Source organism: Streptomyces sp. NBC_00775, assembly GCF_036347135.1.
Lineage (GTDB): Bacteria > Actinomycetota > Actinomycetes > Streptomycetales > Streptomycetaceae > Streptomyces > Streptomyces lutosisoli.
Genome location: NZ_CP108938.1, coordinates 8,760,428 through 8,781,934, shown reverse-complemented (window position 1 = coordinate 8,781,934; position 21,507 = coordinate 8,760,428). Strand labels below are relative to the sequence as shown.

Annotated in this window: 18 protein-coding genes; 4 read left to right on the top strand and 14 right to left on the bottom strand. The window is 68.4% G+C overall.

The features are described 5' to 3' along the window. Positions 1–19: 19 nt before the first annotated feature. From OIC96_RS38965 to OIC96_RS38955, 3 genes are all read right to left on the bottom strand, one after another. Positions 20–985 carry a hypothetical protein gene (locus tag OIC96_RS38965; protein WP_330303313.1) on the bottom strand — a complete coding sequence of 322 codons (966 nt, stop codon included), beginning with the start codon at positions 983–985 and terminating at the stop codon, positions 20–22. A 177-nt stretch (positions 986–1,162) separates the two neighbouring features. Further along, positions 1,163–3,772: an ABC transporter permease/substrate binding protein gene (locus OIC96_RS38960; RefSeq protein WP_330303314.1), complete on the bottom strand. Its 2,610-nt coding sequence runs from the start codon at positions 3,770–3,772 to the stop codon at positions 1,163–1,165. Continuing rightward, a complete protein-coding gene (locus OIC96_RS38955; protein WP_330303315.1) occupies positions 3,765–4,844 on the bottom strand; it encodes a quaternary amine ABC transporter ATP-binding protein in 1,080 nt (359 codons plus the stop codon). Before OIC96_RS38955 ends, OIC96_RS38960 begins: the two co-directional genes overlap by 8 nt. A 185-nt stretch (positions 4,845–5,029) precedes the next feature. Here OIC96_RS38955 and OIC96_RS38950 point away from each other — a divergent pair, with 185 nt between their 5' ends. Both OIC96_RS38950 and OIC96_RS38945 read left to right on the top strand, forming a co-directional pair. After that, entirely contained in the window at positions 5,030–5,968 is a 939-nt protein-coding gene (locus tag OIC96_RS38950; RefSeq protein WP_330310029.1) for a 5'-3' exonuclease, read from the top strand. 82 nt (positions 5,969–6,050) lie between these two features. Next, positions 6,051–6,887, top strand: coding sequence for a siderophore-interacting protein (locus OIC96_RS38945; RefSeq protein ID WP_330303316.1), 837 nt, complete (start codon positions 6,051–6,053; stop codon positions 6,885–6,887). 142 nt (positions 6,888–7,029) lie between these two features. Here OIC96_RS38945 and OIC96_RS38940 read toward each other — a convergent pair whose 3' ends face one another. The 3 genes from OIC96_RS38940 to OIC96_RS38930 form a co-directional block, all read right to left on the bottom strand. Then, entirely contained in the window at positions 7,030–7,806 is a 777-nt protein-coding gene (locus tag OIC96_RS38940; protein WP_330303317.1) for an ABC transporter permease, read from the bottom strand. Continuing rightward, a complete protein-coding gene (locus OIC96_RS38935; protein ID WP_330303318.1) occupies positions 7,803–8,819 on the bottom strand; it encodes an ATP-binding cassette domain-containing protein in 1,017 nt (338 codons plus the stop codon). Before OIC96_RS38935 ends, OIC96_RS38940 begins: the two co-directional genes overlap by 4 nt. Before the next feature lie 274 nt (positions 8,820–9,093). Beyond that, a complete protein-coding gene (locus OIC96_RS38930; protein WP_330303319.1) occupies positions 9,094–9,741 on the bottom strand; it encodes a PadR family transcriptional regulator in 648 nt (215 codons plus the stop codon). A gap of 235 nt (positions 9,742–9,976) precedes the next feature. On the opposite strand from OIC96_RS38930, the gene OIC96_RS38925 reads away from it, so the two are divergent. Beyond that, positions 9,977–11,539 carry an amino acid permease gene (locus tag OIC96_RS38925; RefSeq protein ID WP_330303320.1) on the top strand — a complete coding sequence of 521 codons (1,563 nt, stop codon included), beginning with the start codon at positions 9,977–9,979 and terminating at the stop codon, positions 11,537–11,539. Between the two features lie 161 nt (positions 11,540–11,700). Here OIC96_RS38925 and OIC96_RS38920 read toward each other — a convergent pair whose 3' ends face one another. Then, positions 11,701–13,044, bottom strand: coding sequence for a cytochrome P450 (locus OIC96_RS38920; RefSeq protein ID WP_330303321.1), 1,344 nt, complete (start codon positions 13,042–13,044; stop codon positions 11,701–11,703). Between the two features lie 131 nt (positions 13,045–13,175). Further along, positions 13,176–14,216 carry a terpene synthase family protein gene (locus OIC96_RS38915; protein ID WP_330310030.1) on the bottom strand — a complete coding sequence of 347 codons (1,041 nt, stop codon included), beginning with the start codon at positions 14,214–14,216 and terminating at the stop codon, positions 13,176–13,178. Between the two features lie 788 nt (positions 14,217–15,004). Here OIC96_RS38915 and OIC96_RS38910 point away from each other — a divergent pair. Further along, on the top strand, positions 15,005–15,949 hold the full coding sequence (locus OIC96_RS38910; protein WP_330303322.1) for an RluA family pseudouridine synthase: 945 nt from the start codon (positions 15,005–15,007) through the stop codon (positions 15,947–15,949). Between the two features lie 18 nt (positions 15,950–15,967). On the opposite strand, the gene OIC96_RS38905 is transcribed toward OIC96_RS38910, so the two are convergent. The 6 genes from OIC96_RS38905 to OIC96_RS38880 form a co-directional block, all read right to left on the bottom strand. Further along, on the bottom strand, positions 15,968–17,440 hold the full coding sequence (locus tag OIC96_RS38905) for a cytochrome P450 (RefSeq protein WP_330303323.1): 1,473 nt from the start codon (positions 17,438–17,440) through the stop codon (positions 15,968–15,970). Positions 17,441–17,521: 81 nt separating this feature from the next. Beyond that, positions 17,522–18,136 (bottom strand): GTP-binding protein, encoded by a 615-nt coding sequence (locus OIC96_RS38900; protein WP_330303324.1) that lies wholly within the window; start codon positions 18,134–18,136, stop codon positions 17,522–17,524. Then, entirely contained in the window at positions 18,117–18,554 is a 438-nt protein-coding gene (locus tag OIC96_RS38895) for a DUF742 domain-containing protein (RefSeq protein ID WP_330303325.1), read from the bottom strand. Before OIC96_RS38895 ends, OIC96_RS38900 begins: the two co-directional genes overlap by 20 nt. Then, entirely contained in the window at positions 18,551–18,958 is a 408-nt protein-coding gene (locus tag OIC96_RS38890; RefSeq protein ID WP_330303326.1) for a roadblock/LC7 domain-containing protein, read from the bottom strand. Before OIC96_RS38890 ends, OIC96_RS38895 begins: the two co-directional genes overlap by 4 nt. Continuing rightward, the gene (locus tag OIC96_RS38885) at positions 18,955–20,544 is read right to left on the bottom strand and encodes an ATP-binding protein (RefSeq protein ID WP_330303327.1); all 1,590 of its coding nucleotides are present in this window, start codon (positions 20,542–20,544) and stop codon (positions 18,955–18,957) included. The genes OIC96_RS38890 and OIC96_RS38885 overlap by 4 nt, the downstream gene beginning before the upstream one ends. A 312-nt stretch (positions 20,545–20,856) precedes the next feature. Beyond that, positions 20,857–21,483, bottom strand: a complete 627-nt coding sequence (locus tag OIC96_RS38880) for a TetR/AcrR family transcriptional regulator (protein ID WP_330303328.1) — start codon at positions 21,481–21,483, stop codon at positions 20,857–20,859. Positions 21,484–21,507 lie beyond the last annotated feature (24 nt).

Below are 21,507 nucleotides of genomic sequence, written 5' to 3'. Positions count from 1 at the left end.
CATCGAGGGAGTGCGAGGGTCACAGTTCTCGCCAATACACGAGCTGTCCCGACTCCCCCGGCGCCGCGCCCTCGCGCGGCACGAAAAGGCTGACCAGCAGGGCCGGATGCCCGTCCGGATCGGTGAGCCAAGTCGCCGAGGGATTGGCGAAAGCCCGGCTGCCGCCGTGAGTGCGCAGGGTCAGCCGGTCGGCCCGTCCGGTCGCGGGATCGTAGGCGTACGTCCGCCAGCTCCCGAAGTCCCCACGCCACCGCTGACCCTCTATCAGTACCAGCTTCCGGCCCCCGAGTCGCAGGAGCGAGCGGTCGCCTATGTTGCCGCCGGTCCCCCAGGACTCCAGGGCGCGGTCCAGGCGCCGGTCGGGCTCGGCCTGCCAGGTCGTGAAGTCCGTGAGGGTGGCCCGGAGTTGGCGGTCCGTGTCGCACTCCGCCCGGTAGTGGCCGGTGAGTTCGACCGTGCCGTCGTGCACGGAGGTGATGTCCGGCGTGCCCTCGGCGCAGCGCGAGAGGGTGCGCGGCGCGTCGTACGCGTGGGCCGCCTCCCCGGCCAGCAGGGCGGCCGGATCGGCGTAGCCGCGTACGGCGATGTGGTTGTCCGGATCCTTCTCATACGCCAGTACGTAGCCACCGGTGTCGTCGGCCGCGAGTGCGGGCTGGCTGGTGCCCGCGCCGAAGTCGTGGCGGCGGGTCCAGGTGCGCAGATCCGTGGAGGTGGCGACCGCGGCGTGGAACCGGCCGTCGCCGAGGGTCGTGTGGTAGACGGCGAGATAGGTGCCGTCCGCCGCCTGGGTGATCTGCGCGGCGTCCATGGTGCGGCCGGAGGTGTCCCGCAGGCCGTACACGTATCCGTCGGCGTCGCGCACGTCGCCGGCGAGTTCCGCGAAGCGCGCCGTCGCCAGGGACGCGGGTTCCGCGCTCGCGCCCGGGAGCACGGCGATCAGCAGCGCCACCGCGACGAGGGGGCCGAGCCGGAACAGGGATCGCACGGAGGTCTCACAGGAACGAGCGGAAGAGGAGAGCCGAGCGTACGGAGGAATCGCGGGCCCCGTGAATGCCGCGAGGGATGGGCTTCGCCACACGGGACACGGGCCCCGTACGACGAAGGCCACCCCTCGGCGCGAGCCCCCGGTGGACCACCGGGGACGATCACGGATGACCGCGGCCTACTGCGGAGTCATCCGCTCCACCATGTCCGGGTGCTCCTTCAGCCACGCGGCGACGGCGTCCTCCTCGTGCCCCTGCCCGCGCTGCTTGATCTCGCTCTCCAGGCTGCCGAGTTCGGCCTCGCTCATCCTGAAGTTCTTGATCCACTTGGTGAGCTGCGGATACTGGCTCGGGAACTTCTTGCTGGAGATGGTCCGGATCGTGTTGCCCTCGCCGAACAGCTTCTTGTCGTCGGCGAGCTTGGTGAGCTTGTACTCGCTGTAGGCCCAGTGCGGGGACCACAGAACGACGGCGACCGGCTGCTTCTTGGCGTACGCGCGCTTCAGCTCGGCGAGCATCGCGGGCGTGGAGCCGTCGACGACCTTGTACTCCTTGTCCAGGCCGTAGCCCGGCAGCACCTTCTTCTTGAGGAGGTTCATCTCGCCGGTACCCGGCTCGATACCGATGATCTTCCCGTCGAAGGTGCTGCCCTTGCCCTTGAGGTCCGCGAGGGACTTGACGTCCTTCACGTACGAGGGCACGGCGATCTCCAGGGAGGTCGGCTGGTACCAGGTGCCGAGGTCCTTCAGGTCGTCCTTGTGCTGGTCCCAGTAGTTGGACTGGGCGTACGGCAGCCACGCGTCGAAGTTGAGGTCGAGGTCGCCGGAGGCCAGTCCCGTGTAGACGGGGCCGACGTCCATCTGCTTGAGGTTGAGCGTGTAGCCGCGCCGGGCGAGGACGTTCTTCCACAGGTAGGTGACGGCGACGTCCTCGTCCCAGGGGAACCAGGCGACGTCCAGCGGACGCTTGGCCTCGGCACTGGTGGCGGTGCTCTTGACCGGGGCGAGCTTCTCGACGACGCCGGGGTTCTTCTTCAGCCAGGCGCGCACGGCGTCCTGCTGCTTGCCCTTGCCCGCCTTGTTGATCTCCGCCTCAAGGCCGGTGAGCTGCTTCTCGGTCATCTTGAAGTTCTTGAGCCACTGTCCGACGACCGGGTTGTCCTGGGCGAAGCCCTTGCGGGCGAGCGTGTGTACTCCGTCGCCCTTGCCCCAGGCGCCCTTGGGGTCCTTGAGCTTCTTCAGCTTGTAGTCGCTGTACGCCCAGTGCGGCGACCAGAGGGTGACGACGACGGGCTCCTGCTTGGCGTACGCGCGCTTCAGCTCGGCCAGCATGGCGGGCGTGGAGCTGTCGACGACCTTGTACTCCTTGTCGAGGCCGTACTCCTTGAGCACCTTGCTCTTGAGCAGGCTCATCATTCCGGCGCTGGGCTCGATGCCGGTGATCTTGCCGCCGAACTTGGACGCCTGGCCCTTGAGGTCGTCCAGGGAGTCGATGCCCTTCATGTACGCGGGCACGCTCAGCTCCAGCGAGGTGGGGCCGTACCAGGAGCCCAGGTCGTCGAGTTTGCTGCCGTACTTCTTCCAGTACTGCTCGTGCGTGGTCGGCAGCCAGGAGTCCGTCTGGAAGTCGATGTCGCCCTGGGCGAGGGAGGTGTACAGCGGGCCCGCGTCGAACTGCCTGGTGTCGACCTGGAAACCGCGTTCCTCCAGGACCTCCTTCCACAGGAAGGTGGAGGCGACGCCCTCGTCCCACGGGATGTAGCCGATGGTGACCTTCTTGCCCTGGCCGACGTTCGCGCCGTCGGCCGCGGTGGACGTCGCGTTCGTGCCGCCGAAGATGCCCATGCCGCCCGCGACAAGGGCGAGCACGACGACGCCCGCCATGGCCACGGCGGGCCGGGGGCGGTAGGACCAGATCTTCAGGCCCTGCGCGGCGCGCAGTCTGGCGGCGGCGCGGCGGCCGAGCGGGGAGACCTGGGTGCCCAGGGCGCTGGTCATGCGGTCGAGGTAGATGGCCAGGATGACGATGGCGACGCCGGCTTCGGAGCCGAGGCCGACGTTCAGCTGGCCGATGGCCTCGTTGACGTCGCCGCCGAGGCCGCCGGTGCCGACCATGCCCGCGATGGCGGCCATGGACAGGCCCAGCATGATGACCTGGTTGACGCCGGCCATGACGGTGGGCAGCGCGAGCGGCAGCTGGATGCGCAGCAGGGTGTCGCGGGGTGTGGTGCCGAACGCCTCGGCGGCTTCGACGAGCTCCTTGTCGACCTGGCGGATGCCCAGCTCGGTCATGCGGACGCCGGGTGCCAGCGCGAAGATCAGGGTGGCCACGATGCCCGCCGGGGCACCCGTGCCGAAGAACAGGATGGCCGGGATGAGGTAGATCATCGCGGGCAGCGTCTGCATGAAGTCGAGGACCGGCCGGACGATCCCGCTGACCCGGTCGGAGCGCGCCGCCCAGATGCCCACGGGCACGGAGACGACCAGCGCGATGAGGGTCGCCACGAGGACGAGCGAGAGGGTCACCATCGCGTCCTCCCACAGTTCGAGGGAGTCGATGAAGGCGAAGCCCACGAAGGCGAGGACACCGGCGGAGGTGCCGCGCAGCCAGAACGCGATGACGGCGAAGACGCCCGCGAGGAGCAGCGGCTCGGGAGCCTGAAGGACGGCGTCGATGCCGTCGTACGTGCCCTGGAAGACCGTCTTGAAGAAGTCGAAGAGCCAGGCCATGTGGCCCAGCAGCCAGTCGACGGCGCTGTTGACCCAGTCGCCGAAGGGGATCCTAGGCACCGGCCTTCACCGCCTCGTTCCGAGGGCTGGCGCAGCCTGCGGGGGTCTCCCGCTCGTCGCCGAGGAAGGCGACGAGGCGCTGCCGGGGGACGACACCAACGAGTTCGCGCCGCTCGTCGAGCACCGCGACGGGGTGCGTGAGGCGGGCGCTGATGGCGCAGAGGTCCACGAAGGAGGTGTCGGGTGTGGCGGTCTCGCAGGCGCAGTCCGCCTCGTCGCCGCGGACGTCCGTGTCCATGACGGCGTCCGCGGTCAGGACGCGGGAGCGGTCGACGTCCTGGGTGAAGGAGGCGACGTAGTCGTTGGCGGGGCGCACCAGGATGTCCTCGGCACTGCCGGTCTGCACGATGCGGCCGTCGCGCATGACGGCGATCCGGTCGCCCAGGCGCATCGCCTCGTTGAGGTCGTGCGTGATGAAGACGATGGTCTTCTTGAGCTTCTTCTGGAGTTCGATCAGCTGGTCCTGCATGTCGCGCCGGATCAGCGGGTCGAGCGCGCTGAAGGACTCGTCCATCAGCAGCAGGTCGGCGTCGGTGGCGAGCGCCCGGGCGAGACCCACACGCTGCTGCATCCCGCCCGACAGCTCGTCGGGCCAGGACTTCTCCCAGCCGGCGAGTCCTGCCAGCTCCAGGGCCCTGGTGGCGCGCTCCTTGCGCTCGGCGCTCGGCACGCCCTGGACCTCCAGGCCGTACGCGGCGTTCTCCAGGACGCTGCGGTGCGGGAAGAGCGCGAAGTGCTGGAAGACCATGCTGATCTTCTTGGAGCGGACCTCGCGCAGTTCACGGGCGCTGAGCGCGGTCAGGTCCTGGCCGTCGAAGCGCACCTGTCCGGCGGTCGGCTCCAGAAGTCCGTTGAGCATGCGCAGCAGCGTGGACTTGCCGGATCCGGACAGGCCCATGACGACGAAGATCTGGCCCGGCTCCACCGTGAAGGACGCGTCGATCACCGCGGCGGTCGCGCCGTCGGCGCGCAGCTCCTCGCGGTCGGCCCCCTGCCGGAGCCGCTCCACGGCCTCGCCCGGTCGTCTCCCGAACACCTTGTAGAGATGCTCGGCCTCAAGCCTGGATGACACGTGTACCTCTCGTTGGAACGATTCCCTGGAACGATATGAACCAGTTTGAAATGATTTGAACGGCCGGAACGGGATACGCCAAACGGTTCAAAACGAAACCGGCTCACTCAGAGGCGGCGCCTGCCCCCGCTCACCCGGAGCAAACACAGGAGTGGTTCAGGTCACTGTCAGTGGCGTACGGCATGATGCGAAACGTGACGCAGCAAACTCGACGACTCATGCTTCTCGACACCGCCTCGCTGTACTTCCGCGCCTATTTCGGCGTCCCGGAATCCGTGAAGGCCCCGGACGGCACGCCGGTCAACGCCGTGCGCGGGCTGCTCGAATTCATCGACCGCCTGGTCAAGGACCACCGCCCCGACGATCTGGTGGCGTGCATGGACGCGGACTGGCGCCCGCAGTGGCGGGTCGACCTCATCCCGTCCTACAAGGCGCACCGGGTGGCCGAGGAGCACGAGGCGGGCCCGGACGACGAGGAGGTGCCGGACACGCTCTCACCGCAGGTGCCCGTCATCGAGGACGTCCTGGACGCGCTGGGCATCGCGCGGGTGGGGGTCGAGGCGTACGAGGCGGACGATGTGATCGGCACGTTCACCGGACGCGCCACCGGACCGGTCGACATCGTCACCGGCGACCGCGACCTCTACCAACTGGTCGACGACAAGCGGGGAATCCGCGTCCTGTATCCCCTCAAGGGCGTCGGCACGCTCCAGCTCACCGACGAGGCATGGCTGCGCGAGAAGTACGGCGTGGACGGCCGGGGATACGCGGATCTGGCACTGCTGCGCGGCGACCCGAGCGACGGTCTGCCCGGGGTGCCCGGCATCGGCGAGAAGACGGCCGCCAAACTGCTCGCCGAGTTCGGCGACCTGGCCGGCATCATGGCCGCGGTCGACGACCCCAAGGCCAAGCTGACCCCGTCACAGCGCAAGCGTCTGGACGAGTCGCGGCCGTACGTCGCGGTCGCGCCCAAGGTCGTCAAGGTCGCCGGTGACGTCCCCCTGCCGGCCGTCGACACGGCGCTGCCGCACGCGCCGCGCGATCCCGCCGCGCTGGACGCGCTCGCCGCCCGCTGGGGCCTGGGCGGGTCGTTGCACCGCTTGCTTTCGACCCTTCAGGCATAAGTGATTTCGCTTCACGCATAGGTGACTCAGAGGGAGGGATGCTAACTTAGGTAAGCCTAACTATGTGAACCAGGAGGCCGTCATGGCAGAGCGCCCGGCACGCAAGCCCCGGAAGCCCCACTCCGCGCAGGTGCTGCGGACCGAGCGACTCACACCGCATATGCAGCGGGTCGTGATGGGCGGCGAAGGCCTGGCCGAATTCACCGCGGGGTCCAGCACGGACCACTATGTGAAGCTGCTGTTCGGCCCCGAGGGTGTCAGCTACCCCGAGCCCTTCGACATGGAGCGCATCCGCGAGGAGTTCCCGCGCGAGCAGTGGCCCGTGACACGGACGTACACCGTGCGCGCCTTCGACCCCGAACTGCGCGAGCTGACGCTGGACTTCGTGATTCACGGCGACGAGGGTCTGGCCGGACCGTGGGCCACCCGGGTCCAGCCGGGCGAGGTCGTACGGTTCATGGGCCCCGGCGGCGCCTACGCCCCCGACGCGGGCGCCGACTGGCATCTGCTGGCCGGTGACGAGAGCGCGCTGCCCGCGATCGCGGCTTCTCTGGAGGTGCTGCCCGACGGTGCCGTGGCCCATGCCTTCATCGAGGTCTCCGGCCGTGAGGAGGAGCAGAAGATCAACTCCGATGTGGAGGTCGTCTGGCTGCACCGCGGGAACCGGCCCCAGGGAGAGGCCCTGGTGGAGGCCGTACGCGCCCTCGACTTCCCGCAGGGCCGGGTGCACGCCTTCGTGCACGGCGAGGCGGGCTTCGTGAAGGAGCTGCGCCAGCTGCTGCGGGTCGAGCGTGAGGTCGCGCGCGAGGACCTGTCGATCTCCGGCTACTGGCGGCTCGGGCACAACGAGGACGGCTGGCAGGCGTCGAAGCGCGAATGGAACGCGCAGGTGGAGGCGGAGCAGGAGGCGTCCGCCTGACGACCGGGTGACGGTGCGAGGCAGGGAAGGCGAGCCGCCGGTTCGGTGGCCACGGAAGGCGGCCGCCGACTTGGTGGCCGCCTTCCGGTCAACTGCTTCTCGGCCGACTACCTCCCGGCCGACCGCCTGTCGAACAACCGCCTCACACCGACCGCTGATACGACCGGAACGTACGGATCGACAGCCACACCGCCGCCACCGCGAGCGCGAGCAACGCGCCTCCCCGGCTGAACACATCGCCCCAGTCGGGGTCGGCCGACATCGCCGAACGGCCCGCCACCATCGCCCAGTTGAGCGGATTGAAGTCGGCGATGTGCCGCATCCAGCCGGGCATCTGGGACGGGGCCATGAAGGCCGAGGAGAGGAACGTCAGCGGCAGCAGCAGGAAGGTGTTGATGCCGATGATCGACTCCCGCTCCTGGACCAGCATGCCCAGCGCGTTCGACAGCGCCCCGAAGATCGTGCCGAGCAGTACCGAGGCGATGATCAGGATCGCGATCCCGCCGGTCCCGCCCGGGTAGTCGGCACCGCCGAGCAGTCCGAGCAGCACGATGATGACCGACTGCAACGCGGTGACCAGGCCGTTGTTGACGACATTGCCGTTCATCAGGGCGGCCCGGCTGACGGGTGTGGTGAGGAACCGATTGAGTGTGCCCCGCTGGATCTCGTCCAGCGTGGTCATGCCCGCCCACATGTTGGAGCTGAGCGCGCTCATCACCACGACGCCGGGCACCAGGTAGTCGAGATACGAGGTGGTGCCGAAGCCGCCCAGCTCAACGACCTTCTTGAAGAGGTTGCCGAACAGGAACAGCCAGACCACCGGCTGGATCAGGGTGATCAGCATGTACGCGGGCTGCCGTACGAACACCATGAGTTGACGCTGGGTCATGTACCAGGTCTGGGATACGGCGGTGGTCATCGGGCACCTCCGGCGAGGGCGAGGCTCTCGGTGGACTCGGCCTCCGCCTCGGAGTAACGGCGGCCCGCGTAGCGGAGATAGACGTCGTCGAGCGAGGGGCGGGCCACGGTCGCGGCGGCGACCGAGACCCCGGCGCGCTCAAGGGCTCCGAGCAGGGCGGGCACCGCGGCGGCTCCGTCGTCGGCGCGGACGCTGATCCGGCGGCCCTCGATGAGTGCCTCGTGCACGCCGGGCAGCCTGGTGAGGGTGCCGTTCAGCAGCGTACGACCGGCTTCGCCGACCGCGTCGCGCACCTCCAAGTGGACGGCGTCACCGCGGAGTTCGCCCTTCAGGGCGTCCGGTGTGCCCTCGACCACGACACGGCCGCGGTCGACGATGGCGATGCGCTCGGCGAGCCGGTCGGCCTCTTCGAGGTAGTGCGTGGTGAGCAGGATGGTCAGGCCCTCGTCGCCGGCGAGGCGGGCGATCTCGTCCCACATCGCGGTGCGCGCCTCGGGGTCGAGACCGGTGGTGGGCTCGTCGAGGAAGAGCACCTCGGGGCGGTGGACCAGGCCGAGCGCCACGTCCAGGCGGCGCCGCATGCCCCCGGAGTAGCCCTTCACCTGGCGCCCGGCGGCGTCGGCGAGCTTGAAGCGCTGAAGGAGCTCGTCCACCCGGCGGCCGAGGTCGGCTCCCTTCAATCCGTAGAGCCTGCCCTGGAGTTGGAGGTTCTCCCAGCCGGTCGCCACGGGGTCGGCGCCCGAGCTCTGGGCGACCACGCCGATCGCACGGCGCACCCGGTCCGGGTGGCGCAGCACGTCATGGCCCGCGACGGTGGCGGTGCCCGAGTCGGGGCGGGCCAGGGTGGTGAGGATCTTGACGGTGGTGGACTTGCCGGCGCCGTTCGGACCGAGGAGTCCGAAGACGGTGCCCGTCTCGACGGTGACGTCCATGCCGTTGAGGGCGGTGACGTCACCGGGGTAGGTCTTGACCAGCTGACGCGCCGCTACCGCGGGCGCACGGGTACTGCTCATGGCGACTGCTCTCCTGAGTGAGCGAATGCGAAGGATCCGCGGGAGCGGATCGACGACTGATCCGCGCGTGCGGACGTACGACTGATCCGCATGGGCGGACATACGACTGATCCGCATGAACGGATCGACGACTGATTCGCGTGAAGAGCGCCGGGCTATCCTGGGTGTGCCGCACCTCGATCGCCTGGAACTGCCTCACAGCGGATTCGGTTCGGGGTTCGAGACCCTGGTGGAGCTGCTGCAACAGCTCTGCCGGGGTCTGTTTACGTCTGGGTCACTCCTCGAAGTGGCGGTCCTCCAACTCCTGGAACTCCGGCGGGATCTCCCCCGTCTCATGGAAGCTCCGCCACTGCTCGACACCGTCGAGTGTGCCGTCCTTGAGCTCTCGCAGGAGGCCGCGGACCCACTCGGCCTCCGCCTCGACCATGTGCAGGCGGTACTCGCTTTCCACCAGGAAGATCCGCGGCAGGCTCTCGCACAGCTTCGTCAGACCGCCGCGCGTGCTGGCGGCCTGGAACTCAAGCGTCGTGAGCCGCTCCCCCAGCAACCGCACGACCTCGTCGGGGTGGATCACCCCGACGAGCGACAGCGCGGTCTCGAAGATCGGGAACTCCCGTGCCGGAACGGCGATCAGGTCCGACAGCCACTCCGTGGCCTCCTCGCGCCCGGCGTCCGTGATGCCGTAGAGCGTGCGCTCAGGGCGCTTGCCCTGCCGCTGCACCTCCGCGACCTCGACGAAGCCGTGCTTCTCCAGGTTCTGGACGACGGTGTAGAGCGAGCCGTAGTTGATCTTCAGACTGGTGTCCTTGCCGCGTCGGCGCAGGGTCTGGGCGATCTCGTACGGGTGCATCGACCGCTCGGTGAGCAGCACCATGACCGCGAGCGCCAGAGGATTGCTCAGCTTGCGGCGTTTCGTCACCACGATGATCCCACCTCGCCTCCGAATATCCGTAGCCGAACATATCGCGTATCCGAAGGGAGCGTCAATAGACACGATGTATCGCGTTTCGGCAGGGGAGGCAAGGCGTGAGGACTTAGGCCCGCCGTCGACATGGCCGCGTCACGCGAGCGAAACAGGGTCTCCCTAATTTCTGTCACCCGACAGGAATTCAGCTCGTCGTCCCGCTCACCCTTCCGCGCCGAAGGCAGGTGCCGCCGTGACCACCACCGCCCCCTCCGACGTACGCCCGGACCCGCCGGAGTCCCCCGGCGACCACTCCCTGGCCGAGTTCGGCTACCGCCAGGAGCTGCACCGCAGCCTCGGCCGGTACGCCTCGTTCGCCGCCGGGTTCTCCTTCATCTCCGTCCTGACGACCGTCTTCCAGTTCTTCGCCTTCGGGTACGCGTTCGGCGGCCCCGTCTTCTTCTGGACCTGGCCGGCCGTGCTGGTGGGCCAGTTGGCGGTCGCCGCGTGCTTCGCGGAGCTGGCCGCGCGCTATCCGATCTCGGGCGCGATCTACCAGTGGTCCTCGCGCCTGTCGAACCTCTCGTTCGGCTGGTTCGCCGGCTGGATCATGGTGATCGGGCAGATCGTGGTGGTCGCAGCGGCCGCGCTCGCGCTGCAGATGGTGCTGCCGGCGATCTGGTCCGGCTTCCAGCTGGTGGGCGGCGATCCGTCACCGATCAGCGCCGACGGCGCCGCCAACGCGGCCGTACTCGGCGTGATCCTGCTGGTGCTGACCACGCTGGTCAACGTCGTCGACAACCGCGTGATGTCCGTGATCAACCGGGTCGGTGTGACCGCCGAGATCATCGGCGCGGTCCTGATCATCGTGCTGCTGCTCACGCACTCCGAGCGCTCCCCCGGCATCACCTTCCACACGGGCGAGGGCAGCACCGGCCTCTTCGGCGCGCTCATGGTGGGCTCCTTCATGGCGGCGTACGTGATGATCGGCTTCGACAGCGCGGGCGAGATGAGCGAGGAGACCCACAACCCGCGCCGTACCGCGCCCCGTACGATCCTCACCGCGCTCGGCGCGGCGGGCCTGCTCGGCGGGCTGATCGTGCTCGGCGGTCTGCTGGCCGCGCCCAGCCTCACGGACGGGCATCTGGGCGTCGACGGTCTGAGCTACGTCCTGACCAGCAGCCTCGGCGACGGGGTCGGCCGGGCGCTGCTCGCCGACGTGGTGGTGGCCATCGCGGTGGCGACCCTGGCGATCCAGACGGCCGCCTGCCGCATGCTCTTCTCGATGGCCCGCGACAACCAGCTCCCCTTCTCCCGCCGCCTCGCGAAGGTCAACCCGCGCACGGGCATGCCGAGCGCGCCCGCCCTGGTCGTCGGCGTCCTCGCCGCCGCCCTGCTGCTCCTCAACTTCGCCTCCCCGGACGCCTTCCTGGCGATCGGCACCACCTGCATCGTGATGCTGTACCTGGCGTACGCGATGGTGACCGGGCCGATGCTGGTCCGCCGTCTGCGCGGCGAGTTCACCGGCTCGGACGGCGTCGACGAGGAGGGCCGCCCCCTCTTCTCCCTCGGCCGCTGGGGCGCCCCGGTCAACGCGCTCGCCCTCGTCTACGGCCTCTTCATGACCGTCAACCTCGCCTGGCCGCGCGCCGAGGTGTACGACCCGGCGGGCGGGCACTGGTACTTCCAGTGGTTCACCGTGTTGTTCTTGCTGGTCACGGTGGGGCTGGGGTGCCTGTACCGGTGGCTGAGGGCACATCGAGGGCACACCGCGGAGGAAGGAGCACCGCTGGCGGTGCCCGCAGAGTCCAGCTGAGCGGTTCCGCCGTCCGGCGTCGCCGAAGCCCGACGAGCACTCGGCCAGTGCCTTCGTGAGATCCGCAAGGACGCGGGTCTGACTGCTGTGGCACTGGCCGGTCTCGCGGGCTTCTCCAGTCCAGCGATCAAGCCAACCCGACACAGACGGGTGATCCTCCGTCAATCAGGCACTCTCTGCAGACACTCCACTCGGACCTGGACACCGTGAGGGGTCAGGGTCATACGGGGTTCGATATGCGGCAGTTGCTGGTCAACACTCGAGAGCCGCCATTGGGCCACGATCGTGGACAGGGCGAGTGTCGCCAAGGTCATCGCGTAGTTGTCACCGATGCACTTGCGCGCACCTCCGCCGAACGGAATGAAAGCGCCGCGCACGTGTTCCTGCTCCGGAAGCCACCGGTCGGGATCGAAGGAGCTGGGGCTCGGATTGAATCGTGCATCGTGGTGCATGAGATACGGGCTGTAGATGAGGGTGGTTTCGGGGGGAATCACAGCGTCCGCCAGCCGGGCTTCGGTGGCGGTCGTTCGAGTCAAGATCCATCCGGGAGGGTAGATGCGCAGCGTCTCGGTGATGACCCGGCGCGCCAGGTCGAGCCGGGGAAGATCATCCCAAGTGGCCGTTCGGGTGCCGAGAACCTCGGCTGTCTCGGCGCGCAATCGCTCTTGGACATCGGGGTTTTGGCACAGGAGATGCACAGCCCAGGTAAGAGCCACCGCGGTGGATTCGATGCCGGCGACGAGCAGGGTCATGATCTGAGCGTGGATCTCGGCGTCGCCGAGGAGTTCTCCCGCGTCGTCATGCGTCTTGAGGAGCATCGACAGCACATCGCCGTGGGTTTCATCGTCTTGCCGGTACAAGCTGATGGTCTTGCTGACCGCGGCCCATGCTCGGTTGCGAGCCCGCTCGTAACGCAAGTTCGGGGGGAGTGGCAGACGGCTCAGCCAGGGCGGGAGGACAGCCTGCTGGTAGATACCCCGGAAGATATCCGGCAGACATTCCTTGACAGTGTCTATGGCGGGTCGCGCGGCTTCAGCCGTGAACAATGTTCGAGAAATTGTGTCACTCGCGAAATCGTACATCTGCGCGGCTACGTCCACGGTCCGTCCGTCGCTCCAGCCGACGGCGAGCGTGTCGATCTGCTCGGTCATGAGGGCGGCGTATTCGCGCAGGCAAGCGCGGGAGAAGGCCGGCTGCAAGCTGCGTCGCTGTCGCCGATGGGCGCTGTGGGGGCACGAGGCAAGACCGTCCCCCAGCGCATTCCCGATCCGTTCGATGATGGGTCCGCCCTTGTCGTAAGTGCGGTCATGCAGGAGAACTTCCTGGACGAGTTCAGGCCGGCAGACTACGACGGCCGTTTGTGTACCCAGCCGTATCTGCACTAAATCCCCATAGGAGGGGAGGGTGTTCAGGAAACGCAGCGGGTCACGGAGCAGGGGAAACAGATGCCCGACGATCGGCAGTGCCCCTGGAGCCTGTGCGATGCCTTCATGGTCCGTTGCCATGGCGCGTTGGCCCTTCTTGTCGATCCAGGATGTTGGCGAGCTTGTGCTGCAAGTCGCTCTTGGTTCGCGTCGATGGGGCGGGAGCCTCGTGCGGGCCGGCGTCGAGGAAGCCGGTGCGTATTCCTTGCTGGTCACCCGCAACTATGCCGGAGGGCACGATCCTGACTCGGGAGCATCGCCTGCAGGTGAGCATGCTGCTGGTCCGACTCGTCCGAGGTGGTGGGGATGGTGTAGCGGGTGGTGTTCCCGTACCAATGCAGGCATCCATTCGTCCACTGCCGCATTCCGGCAGTGACCTTCAGAACGTCGTCACGGGTGCGGGACGGCACACCACGGCTCTCCAGGAAGGGCCGGAGCTGTTCTTCGGCGGCCAGGAAGTCGGCCACGCGCCCCTGAACCCTGGCAACGGCCGAGTCGATGGCTTCCTGCAGCGAGATTCCGTCGGCATGCTGCATGACGATGACGACATTGTGGAAGTCTCCACGCATGCCATCCAGGTGAATCGAATGCAAGTCATTCTGCCAGGCGACCACATCGCTCGCGGCTTCGACGATCTTCCTGAACAAGCCTGTCTCATAGATGCTTTCAGGCACCTCCGTGCCCTGGCTGAGTTCAACCAAATCGAAGCCGAACTCCATACCTACCGACAGTCGCCTGGTCTGGGTGAAACTGTCGATCCCAGGGGGAGTTCCGCGGAACCGATTCTCGGATTCCTCGGTGAATCCTTGGAAGAACAGGTCCAGGTGCCGGTTCAGTCGCCCATGGAGCGCTGGTGAGAGCCTTTCGCCCGTACGGATGGACAGATCCGTGAGCGCCTCAGTGAAAGGAGTTTGCTCCCATGCGGGTGCAGGGTCTTTCCCGGTGTTGATGATGTCCATCAGACGCCGGTGGACCGGAGTCCAGGCTTCCGGATCGTCATAGACCTTCAACGTGTGCAAGTCGTCCAGGATGAAGGTGAAGAAAAGCCATTCCGCACAGAGGCAGAGATCGCGGAATGAGGCTTCTGGATAGGTCCAGGCAACAAATTGCCCGTAGCCTGCTTCCAGCCGTTCCCGGCCGCCCTTCGTCTCTGCCAGCCCGAGGCTCTCTCCGAGCGAGCGGACATATTCTTCGATCCGCCGAGTGTATGGACTTACCGTCGGGGGGGTGGGCTCCGCGTACGTTGGGATCATGGCGAGCACTAAGTCCTCCATGTCTATGGCGCCGAAGTTGGCTGAGGCGCGTGAGGCGTGGGGCAGGTTGCCTGCTCTCGCAGCGAGAAGCCGAGGAGTTGGACGATCGGTGCTTCACGGTGACGTACGAGGACATCCCCGTGTGCGCTGTTGGCGCGCCCGCTCACGGGCGTGCTCCAAGAGGGCCGAGGCAGTGGCGGCCCCGGCGGGCGACGACGGGAACGAGTGGCGCAACGGGCTCCTCCTTCCGCGGTGGCGCGAACAGGACGCGCCGCCTTCGACGGTTGCAGCTTCTATCACATCGCAGTTCGGTCCAGACCGGAAGTGGCCGCCATTGATCCATGCTTGAACGAGTTGCACTCACATCTGGACGGTCGCAGATCACGACACGCGCGCCCCCCTCGGTCCCGGACGGAGCCACGAGGCGGACGGTGGATTGGCGCGACAACCGGTCGGCGAAGGACGAACTGGGCCAGAGATTCGAGGCGGTGGAAGCCGATCTCGCCGAGGGCCCAGCGAGTCAGGATCGCCCTCGCAGCGGGTCGGTGTCCGCGTCGGTGACGGCCCACTGTGCGTTCTGGGCTGTGGGCGCTGGGCATGGGTTCCGGCGGGCAGGGCTGCGCTGGAGAGGAAAGGCATGGCCCGCGTCCTGCCGACGGAGCACGGGCGGGCACACCGTATTTCCACCGGCCCCGGTCCGTGGAAGTCCGGTTCTCCACCGGCCCGAACACAAGGTCGGGACCGGCTCGTACCCCGCCTGTCAGTGCCCCCTCGTACGCTTGATCGTGATGAGACGCAGAAGCCCGATCCCCCCTTCCCCCCTGCCGCAGCGCGACGGGGTCGATCCGGTGCGGGTGAAACTGCCGCAGGGGGCGGCCTGGGCAACCGTGCGTGATCATCTGGTGGAGCGGCTCGCGGCCGGGGCGGGGGTGATCGACGGGATGCTGGACGCGGGGCTGATCGTGGACGCCGACGGGCGTGCCGTGCCGCGTGACATGGCGTACGTGCCGGGCATGTTCGTGTGGTTCCACCGGGAGCTGCCGTACGAAGTGCCGGTGCCGTTCGCGCTGGACGTCGTGTACCGCGACGAGCACGTCGTCGTCGTCGACAAGCCGCATTTCCTGGCCACGACGCCACGCGGCAGCCATGTCACGGAGACCGCGCTCGCGCGACTGCGCCGGGAGCTGGGCCTGCCCACGCTGGGCGCCGCCCACCGCCTGGACCGGCTCACCGCCGGGCTGGTCCTGTTCACTGTGCGCCCCGCGGAGCGCGGCGCGTACCAGTCGTTGTTCAGCGACCGGCTCATCACCAAGGAATACGAGGCCGTCGCCCTGTACGATCCGGCGCTCGCCCTGCCGCGCACCGTGCGCAGTCGGATCGTGAAGGAGCGTGGGGTCATGGCGGCGCGCGAGGTCGAGGGCGAGCCCAATGCCGTCAGCGACGTGGAGCTGCTGGAACAGCGGGACGACGGGCTGGCTCGCTACCGGCTGAGACCCCGCACCGGGCAGACGCACCAACTGCGGGTGCACATGAGCGCGTTGGGGGTGCCGATCCTCGGCGATCCCCTCTATCCGGTGGTGACCGGCCCCGTGGCGGACGGTGACTTCCGGCGCCCGCTCCAACTGCTGGCGCGGGCCCTGGAGTTCACCGATCCGGTCACGGGACGCGAGCACCGGTTCGTCAGCCCGCGTGTGCTGCGGGCCTGGTCGTCGTACGAGGAGTGGGCCGGGTAGCCCCGGTGCCCGGTCGGCTCAGTCGCCGCGCCACCAGCGCAGGAGGCGCCGGAACACTCCCGGCCGGCGGGCCAGTTCGGGCGCGGGCGTGGGCTCGCCGGCCGGGATGACGGGTTCCGGAGCCATGGGCTGTGGCTGATACGTGCTGACCAGCCAGTCGTTCGGGCGCTGCGGCGGCACCGGGTTGATGGAGGGCCGCTGCCTGACGTCCTGCTGAGGCCTCGGCGCGAACTTCACCGGCAGTTCCACCAGGTGCCGGTTCGAGATGGACGCTCGCCAGCGCAGTTCGTACTCTTCGCAGTCGAGTTGGATGTCCGGAAGGCGGGTCAGCAGCGCGTCGACGCCGACGTCGGCGATGGCGCGGCCGATGTCCTGGCCCGGGCACTCGTGGGGACCGCCGCTGAAAGCGAGGTGGGAGCGGTTGCCCTGCATGTTGGCCTTGAGGTCGGGACGGACGCGCGGGTCGACGTTGCCCGGCGCCATGCCCAGGATGAGCCCGTCACCCTTGCGGATGCGCTGGCCACCCAGCTCGGTCTCCTGCTTGGCGACGTAGGGGAGGATGGTGCTGAACGGCGGCTCGTCCCACAGGGACTGCTCGACCGCCTGAGGCACCGTCATCTGGCCGCCGTTGAGCCGGGCGCGGAACCCCGGGTCGGTGAGCACGACCCGCAGTACGTTGGCGAGCAGGTTGGCGGTGCTCTCGTACGCGACGATCAGGACGACGCGCAGGTGCTGGCCGATCTCCTGGTCGTCGAGCCGCGCCGGGTGGTTGATCAGGTGGCTGGTGAAGTCCTCCCTGGGGTCGGCCCGGCGGCGGGTGGTGAGCCGCATCAGCACGTCCATGAGGTACGCGTTGCTGGCGATGGCGGTCTCGGTGCCCTTGAGCATGTCGCGGGCGGCGTGCACGAGCCGGTCGTTGTACTCCTCGGGCATGCCGAGGATCTCGCACATCATTGCCATCGGCAGGTGCTCGGCGAACTGGGCCACCAGGTCGGCCCTGCCCTCCTCGCAGAACTTGTTGACGAGGTGCTGAGTCGCGCGGTTGATGTGGCGGCGGATGCCCCGGTGGTCGATGGTCGACATGGCGCCGGTGACCGCGCCGCGCAGCCGCAGGTGCTCGTCGCCCTCGGCGTGGCAGCAGATGGGCTGCCAGGCGACGATCGGCATGAGCGGGTGATCCGGCTTGACCGTGCCGTCCTGCAAGGGGGCCCACAACCGGGTGTCACGGGTGTACTGCGAGGGGGTGCGCACCATGTGCATGTTCTCGCCGTGACCGAGCACCACCCAGACCGGCACGTCCTCGTGGAGCAGCGCGGGGGCCACCGAGCCGTGCTCGGCGCGCAGTTTCTCGTATACGGCTCCCAGGTCCTCGGCTTCGGGGCCGTACAGCCGGCGCAGTCCGCCGGGACCGAGGCCGTGGGCGGGGCAGCCGGGCGGCGGGCCGAGCGTGGGGTCGTCCGTACCGGTCGGGGAGTGGGATTCAGGCGTCACGGTGATCGCTCCGAAACTGAAGTGGATCCGGTGTCTTGGGAGTTGGCGTATCTGCGTACGGATTCGGTGCGTGCGGGGGGTTCAGGCGCGCGTCATGGCCAGCGAGTGCAGGAAGCGCATCAGCGTCATCAGGACATCCCGGCTGGAGGCCCTGCGGCGCGCGTCGCACTTGATGATCGGGATGTCCTCGGAGAGGTCGAGCGCGGTCCGCAGGTCCTCGACCGGATAGCGGGGCGCGTCCGGGAAGTCGTTTATGGCGATGACGAACGGCACACCGCGCTCCTCCAGGCGGCCGATCACGTCGAAGCTGACCTCCAGGCGGCGGGTGTCGACCAGGACGACCGCGCCGAGCGCGCCCTCGAACAGGCCGTTCCACAGGAACCAGAAGCGCTCCTGGCCAGGGGTGCCGAACAGGTAGAGCACCAGCTGTTCGGTGATCGAGATGCGGCCGAAGTCCATGGCGACGGTGGTGGCCGTCTTGGTCTCGGAGCCGTAGTTGTCGTCGACTCCGATACCGGCCTGCGTCATGGTCTCCTCGGTGGTCAGCGGCCTGATCTCGCTGACGGAGCCCACCATGGTCGTCTTGCCGACCCCGAAGCCGCCCACGATCACGATCTTCACGGCGGCCTGCGCCGTGTGCGGCAGATGGTCCTCGGCGCGAGGGCCGGTGATCGTGTCAGAGCTTTTGAAGTCCATGCATCACCGCTTCGAGGAGGGAACGGTCGGGGAGCGCCGAGCGGACGATCGGGGCGCGCGCCTGTACCAGTTCGGCCGCCAGCAGCTCGGTGAGCAGGACGGTCACCACGCTGAACGGCAGATTGAGATAGGCCGAGAGCTCGGCCACGGAGAGAGGGGCCTTGCAGAGCCGGAGCAGCGCCGACTGCTCCGGCTGGGTGGCGGGGGTCGGCTCGTCGGCGCGCGCCACGATTAACGTCACCAGGTCGAGGGCGGCCCGGTCGCCGCCCTCGCCCCCGCCCGTGAGCACATACAGGCGCTCGGGGTCCCTCGGGTTGTCCTGGCCCTCTGCGGGGGATCCCTTTTCGGGGGACCTCTCTTGGGGGGGTTCCTGGAACTCTTCCTTGGGGTAGCGCCGCCGGCGTTGCGGAGGAGTCATACGGTCTGCCCGTTGCGCCGCGGCGGACTCGTCAGGTGGGCGCCGATCCGTACGACGAGGTCGCGCATACGGTTGCTCATCAGTCCGGGCTCCGCCGTCTGGTCGGCGAGGACCGCGAGGTAGGCGTTGGGCCCTGCCGACATCAGGTAGAAGTAGCCGCCGTTGATCTCGATGATGACCATGCGCATCCGGCCGTCGCTGTTGGGGATCTCTCCCGCGACGGCTCCGGCCAGGCTCTGCAGGCCCGCGCAGGCCGCGGCGACCCGGTCGGCGGCGTCCGGGTCACCGCCGAACCGCGCGATGCGCAGTCCGTCGGCGGAGAGCACCACGATCTGCTGGATACCGGGTACGCCGTCGGCGAGCTCCTTGAGCATCCAGTCGAAGTTGGCTCGCTGCTGGATCACTTGAGGTCCCCCTCGTCGTCGGCCTCGACAGGGGCCGACTGGTTGTTCGAGCTGAATGCGGTCGGATCCGGGTCACCCTTGAGTCCGTTCATGAACGCCTCGACCCACAGTCCCGGTTCGGGCTCCTTCTCCTCCGGAGCGGCCTCGGCGGCCCAGGAGGGTGCCGCTGCCGCCGCGGCCTCGGCCGCCTCCGCCTCGGCGCGGGCCTCGGCGATCCGCTGGCTGAGCGGGACCTTGACCCGGCTGCGGCGCTGCGGCAGCCCGTTGGGCGTCCATTCGGTGACCGTGGGGACGTCGTCGTCCAGGGAGCCGCCGTTCGGGTTGGGAATGCGGGGTCCGGTGGTCGGGCGGCGCTTCTTGGGCTTGCGCGCCGGGCCTTCGACTCCGCCGGTGTCCATCTGCGGTACGGCGGTCGCGCCGATGCCGTGGGCGACACCGAGGGCACGGTCGGCGGTGAGCATGGCGCTCGGCGCGACGAGGACGACGCGGACACCGCCGTACGCGGACTGCCGCAGCGAGACCTGCATGTCGTACATCCGCGAGAGCCGGCCGACGACGGCCATGCCGAGCCGGGGGTTCTCCCCGAGGAAGTCGAGGTCGGCGCCCTCCGCGGCCTTCTGGAGCAGGCCCTCGGTCTTCGCGCGGGCCTCGTCGCTGAGGCTGACGCCGCCGTCCTCGATCTCGATGGCGATGCCGGTCTGCACCTCGATTGCGGTGACGTGGACCTTGGTGTGCGGCGGCGAGTAGCGCGTGGCGTTGTCGAGGAGCTCGGCCAGGGCGTGGATGAGCGGTTCGACGGACACGCCGTTGACGGCGACCTCGACGATGTTGTGCAGCTCGATGCGGCGGTATTCGAGGATTCGGGACATCGCGCCGCGCAGTACGCTGAACAGCGGTACGGGCTGCGGCCATTGACGCCCTGGACGGCCACCGCCGAGCACCGCGATGGAGTCGGCGAGACGGCCGATCAGCGCGGTGCCGTGGTCGATGCGCAGCAGGTCGTCAAAGACCTCGGGGTTGCGCCCGTGGTCCTCCTCCATCTCGCGGAGTTCCTTGTTCTGCTGGTGGACGATCGCCTGGACGCGCCGGGCGATGTTGACGAAGGCCCGGTAGGCCGCGTCGCGCATCGACTCCTCGGTGTCGACGATCTTGAGCACCGTCGCCAGCAAGTCGCGCTGAGACTTGGGGACTTCGCGGAGGTTGGGGTCGTCGCGGCCGAGGGTGCGAACCACCTCTGCGAGTGAATCGCCGCCGCGCAGGCGGTCGAGCGCCGCGGGCAGGACCTCGTGGTGGAGGCGCACGATCTCCTGGTCGTGGGCGACGATGCGCTGTTCCAGGTAGGCGGTGCGCCGAGCGAGTTCGGCGCGCAGGCCGCGGGCGACGCGACCGCGGCGTACGGCTTCGGCGCCGATCACGACGACCAGCAGTGTCGCGATGCCGCCGCACCAGCCGACGGCGGCCCGGGCCGGCTCCGTCACAACGGCGACGGCGGCTCCGGTCACCGCGGCCATCAGTATGGCCGGCAGCAACAGCACGCGCGCGTAGGGAAGTTCACGGCCACCGGGAGGCGATTGAACACTCACCATGTATGCCCTCTGAGACAAATCGGCTGGGGGGTCGGGGAAGTTTGTGGGGGAAACGTCATGGTCAAACAGAATCTTCGGAACTTTTGGGAACAAGCGCACGAATACACCTCAACTCGGTGCGCTGCGGGCGAGCTTAGTCCGACCGGATCATCGCTGTGTCATATTCGGCAAGCACCTGAAATCGCCCACGGGACAGGAGTACCCTCGGCCCATTTACACGCTGAGCCTTCATTCGCACACGGTGCGTGACGGCGCACGGGCATGCGAAAACCGCTGCCCGGACGGGTGAAACCCCCCTGAAATGCGGTGAGTTCAGATCCCGGCGATCCGCAGCGCCGCGTCCGCCGTGGCCTCCGCGAACGCCGACACCGGCCGCTCCGGCTCCGAGCGGTGCACGAGGATGACACCCTCGATCAGCCCGAACAGCAGATCCGTCCGCAGGTCCAGCTCGCTCTTGGCGAGCGCGCCGCCCGCCGCCGTCGCGGCGAGCAACTGGCGGTAGGCGTCCTTGAGTTCGGCCCGTACGGCATGGAAGCCGGCGAAGCGTTCGGTGCGCACCTCGGGCAGCAGATAGAGCCCGCCGAGGTTGTGCGGGCCGCCGCAGAGCAGCTCGACATCCGTGCGGCACAGCTCCCACAGCCGGGCCCCGGCCGGGGTCGCGTCGTCCGCGAGGAGCTCACGGGCGAAGGTCAGCGAGGGCGTGACCGTGGACTCCAGGAGCTCGGCGAGCAGCTCCTCCTTGCCGGAGACGTAGTGGTACATGGACGCCTGACGCATCCCGGCCCGCTCGGCGACGGCACGGGTGGTCGTGGCGGCGTATCCCCGCGTGGTGAACAACTCGGCGGCGGCGTCGAGCAGTTCGGCACGGGGGGTAAGCCCGCTGTCCGGCCGCTGCGCGGCCCGCGGCCTGCCTACCTTTCGCCCACCACCTGTGCCCATGTGTTCGATCCTAGCCGCGGGTTC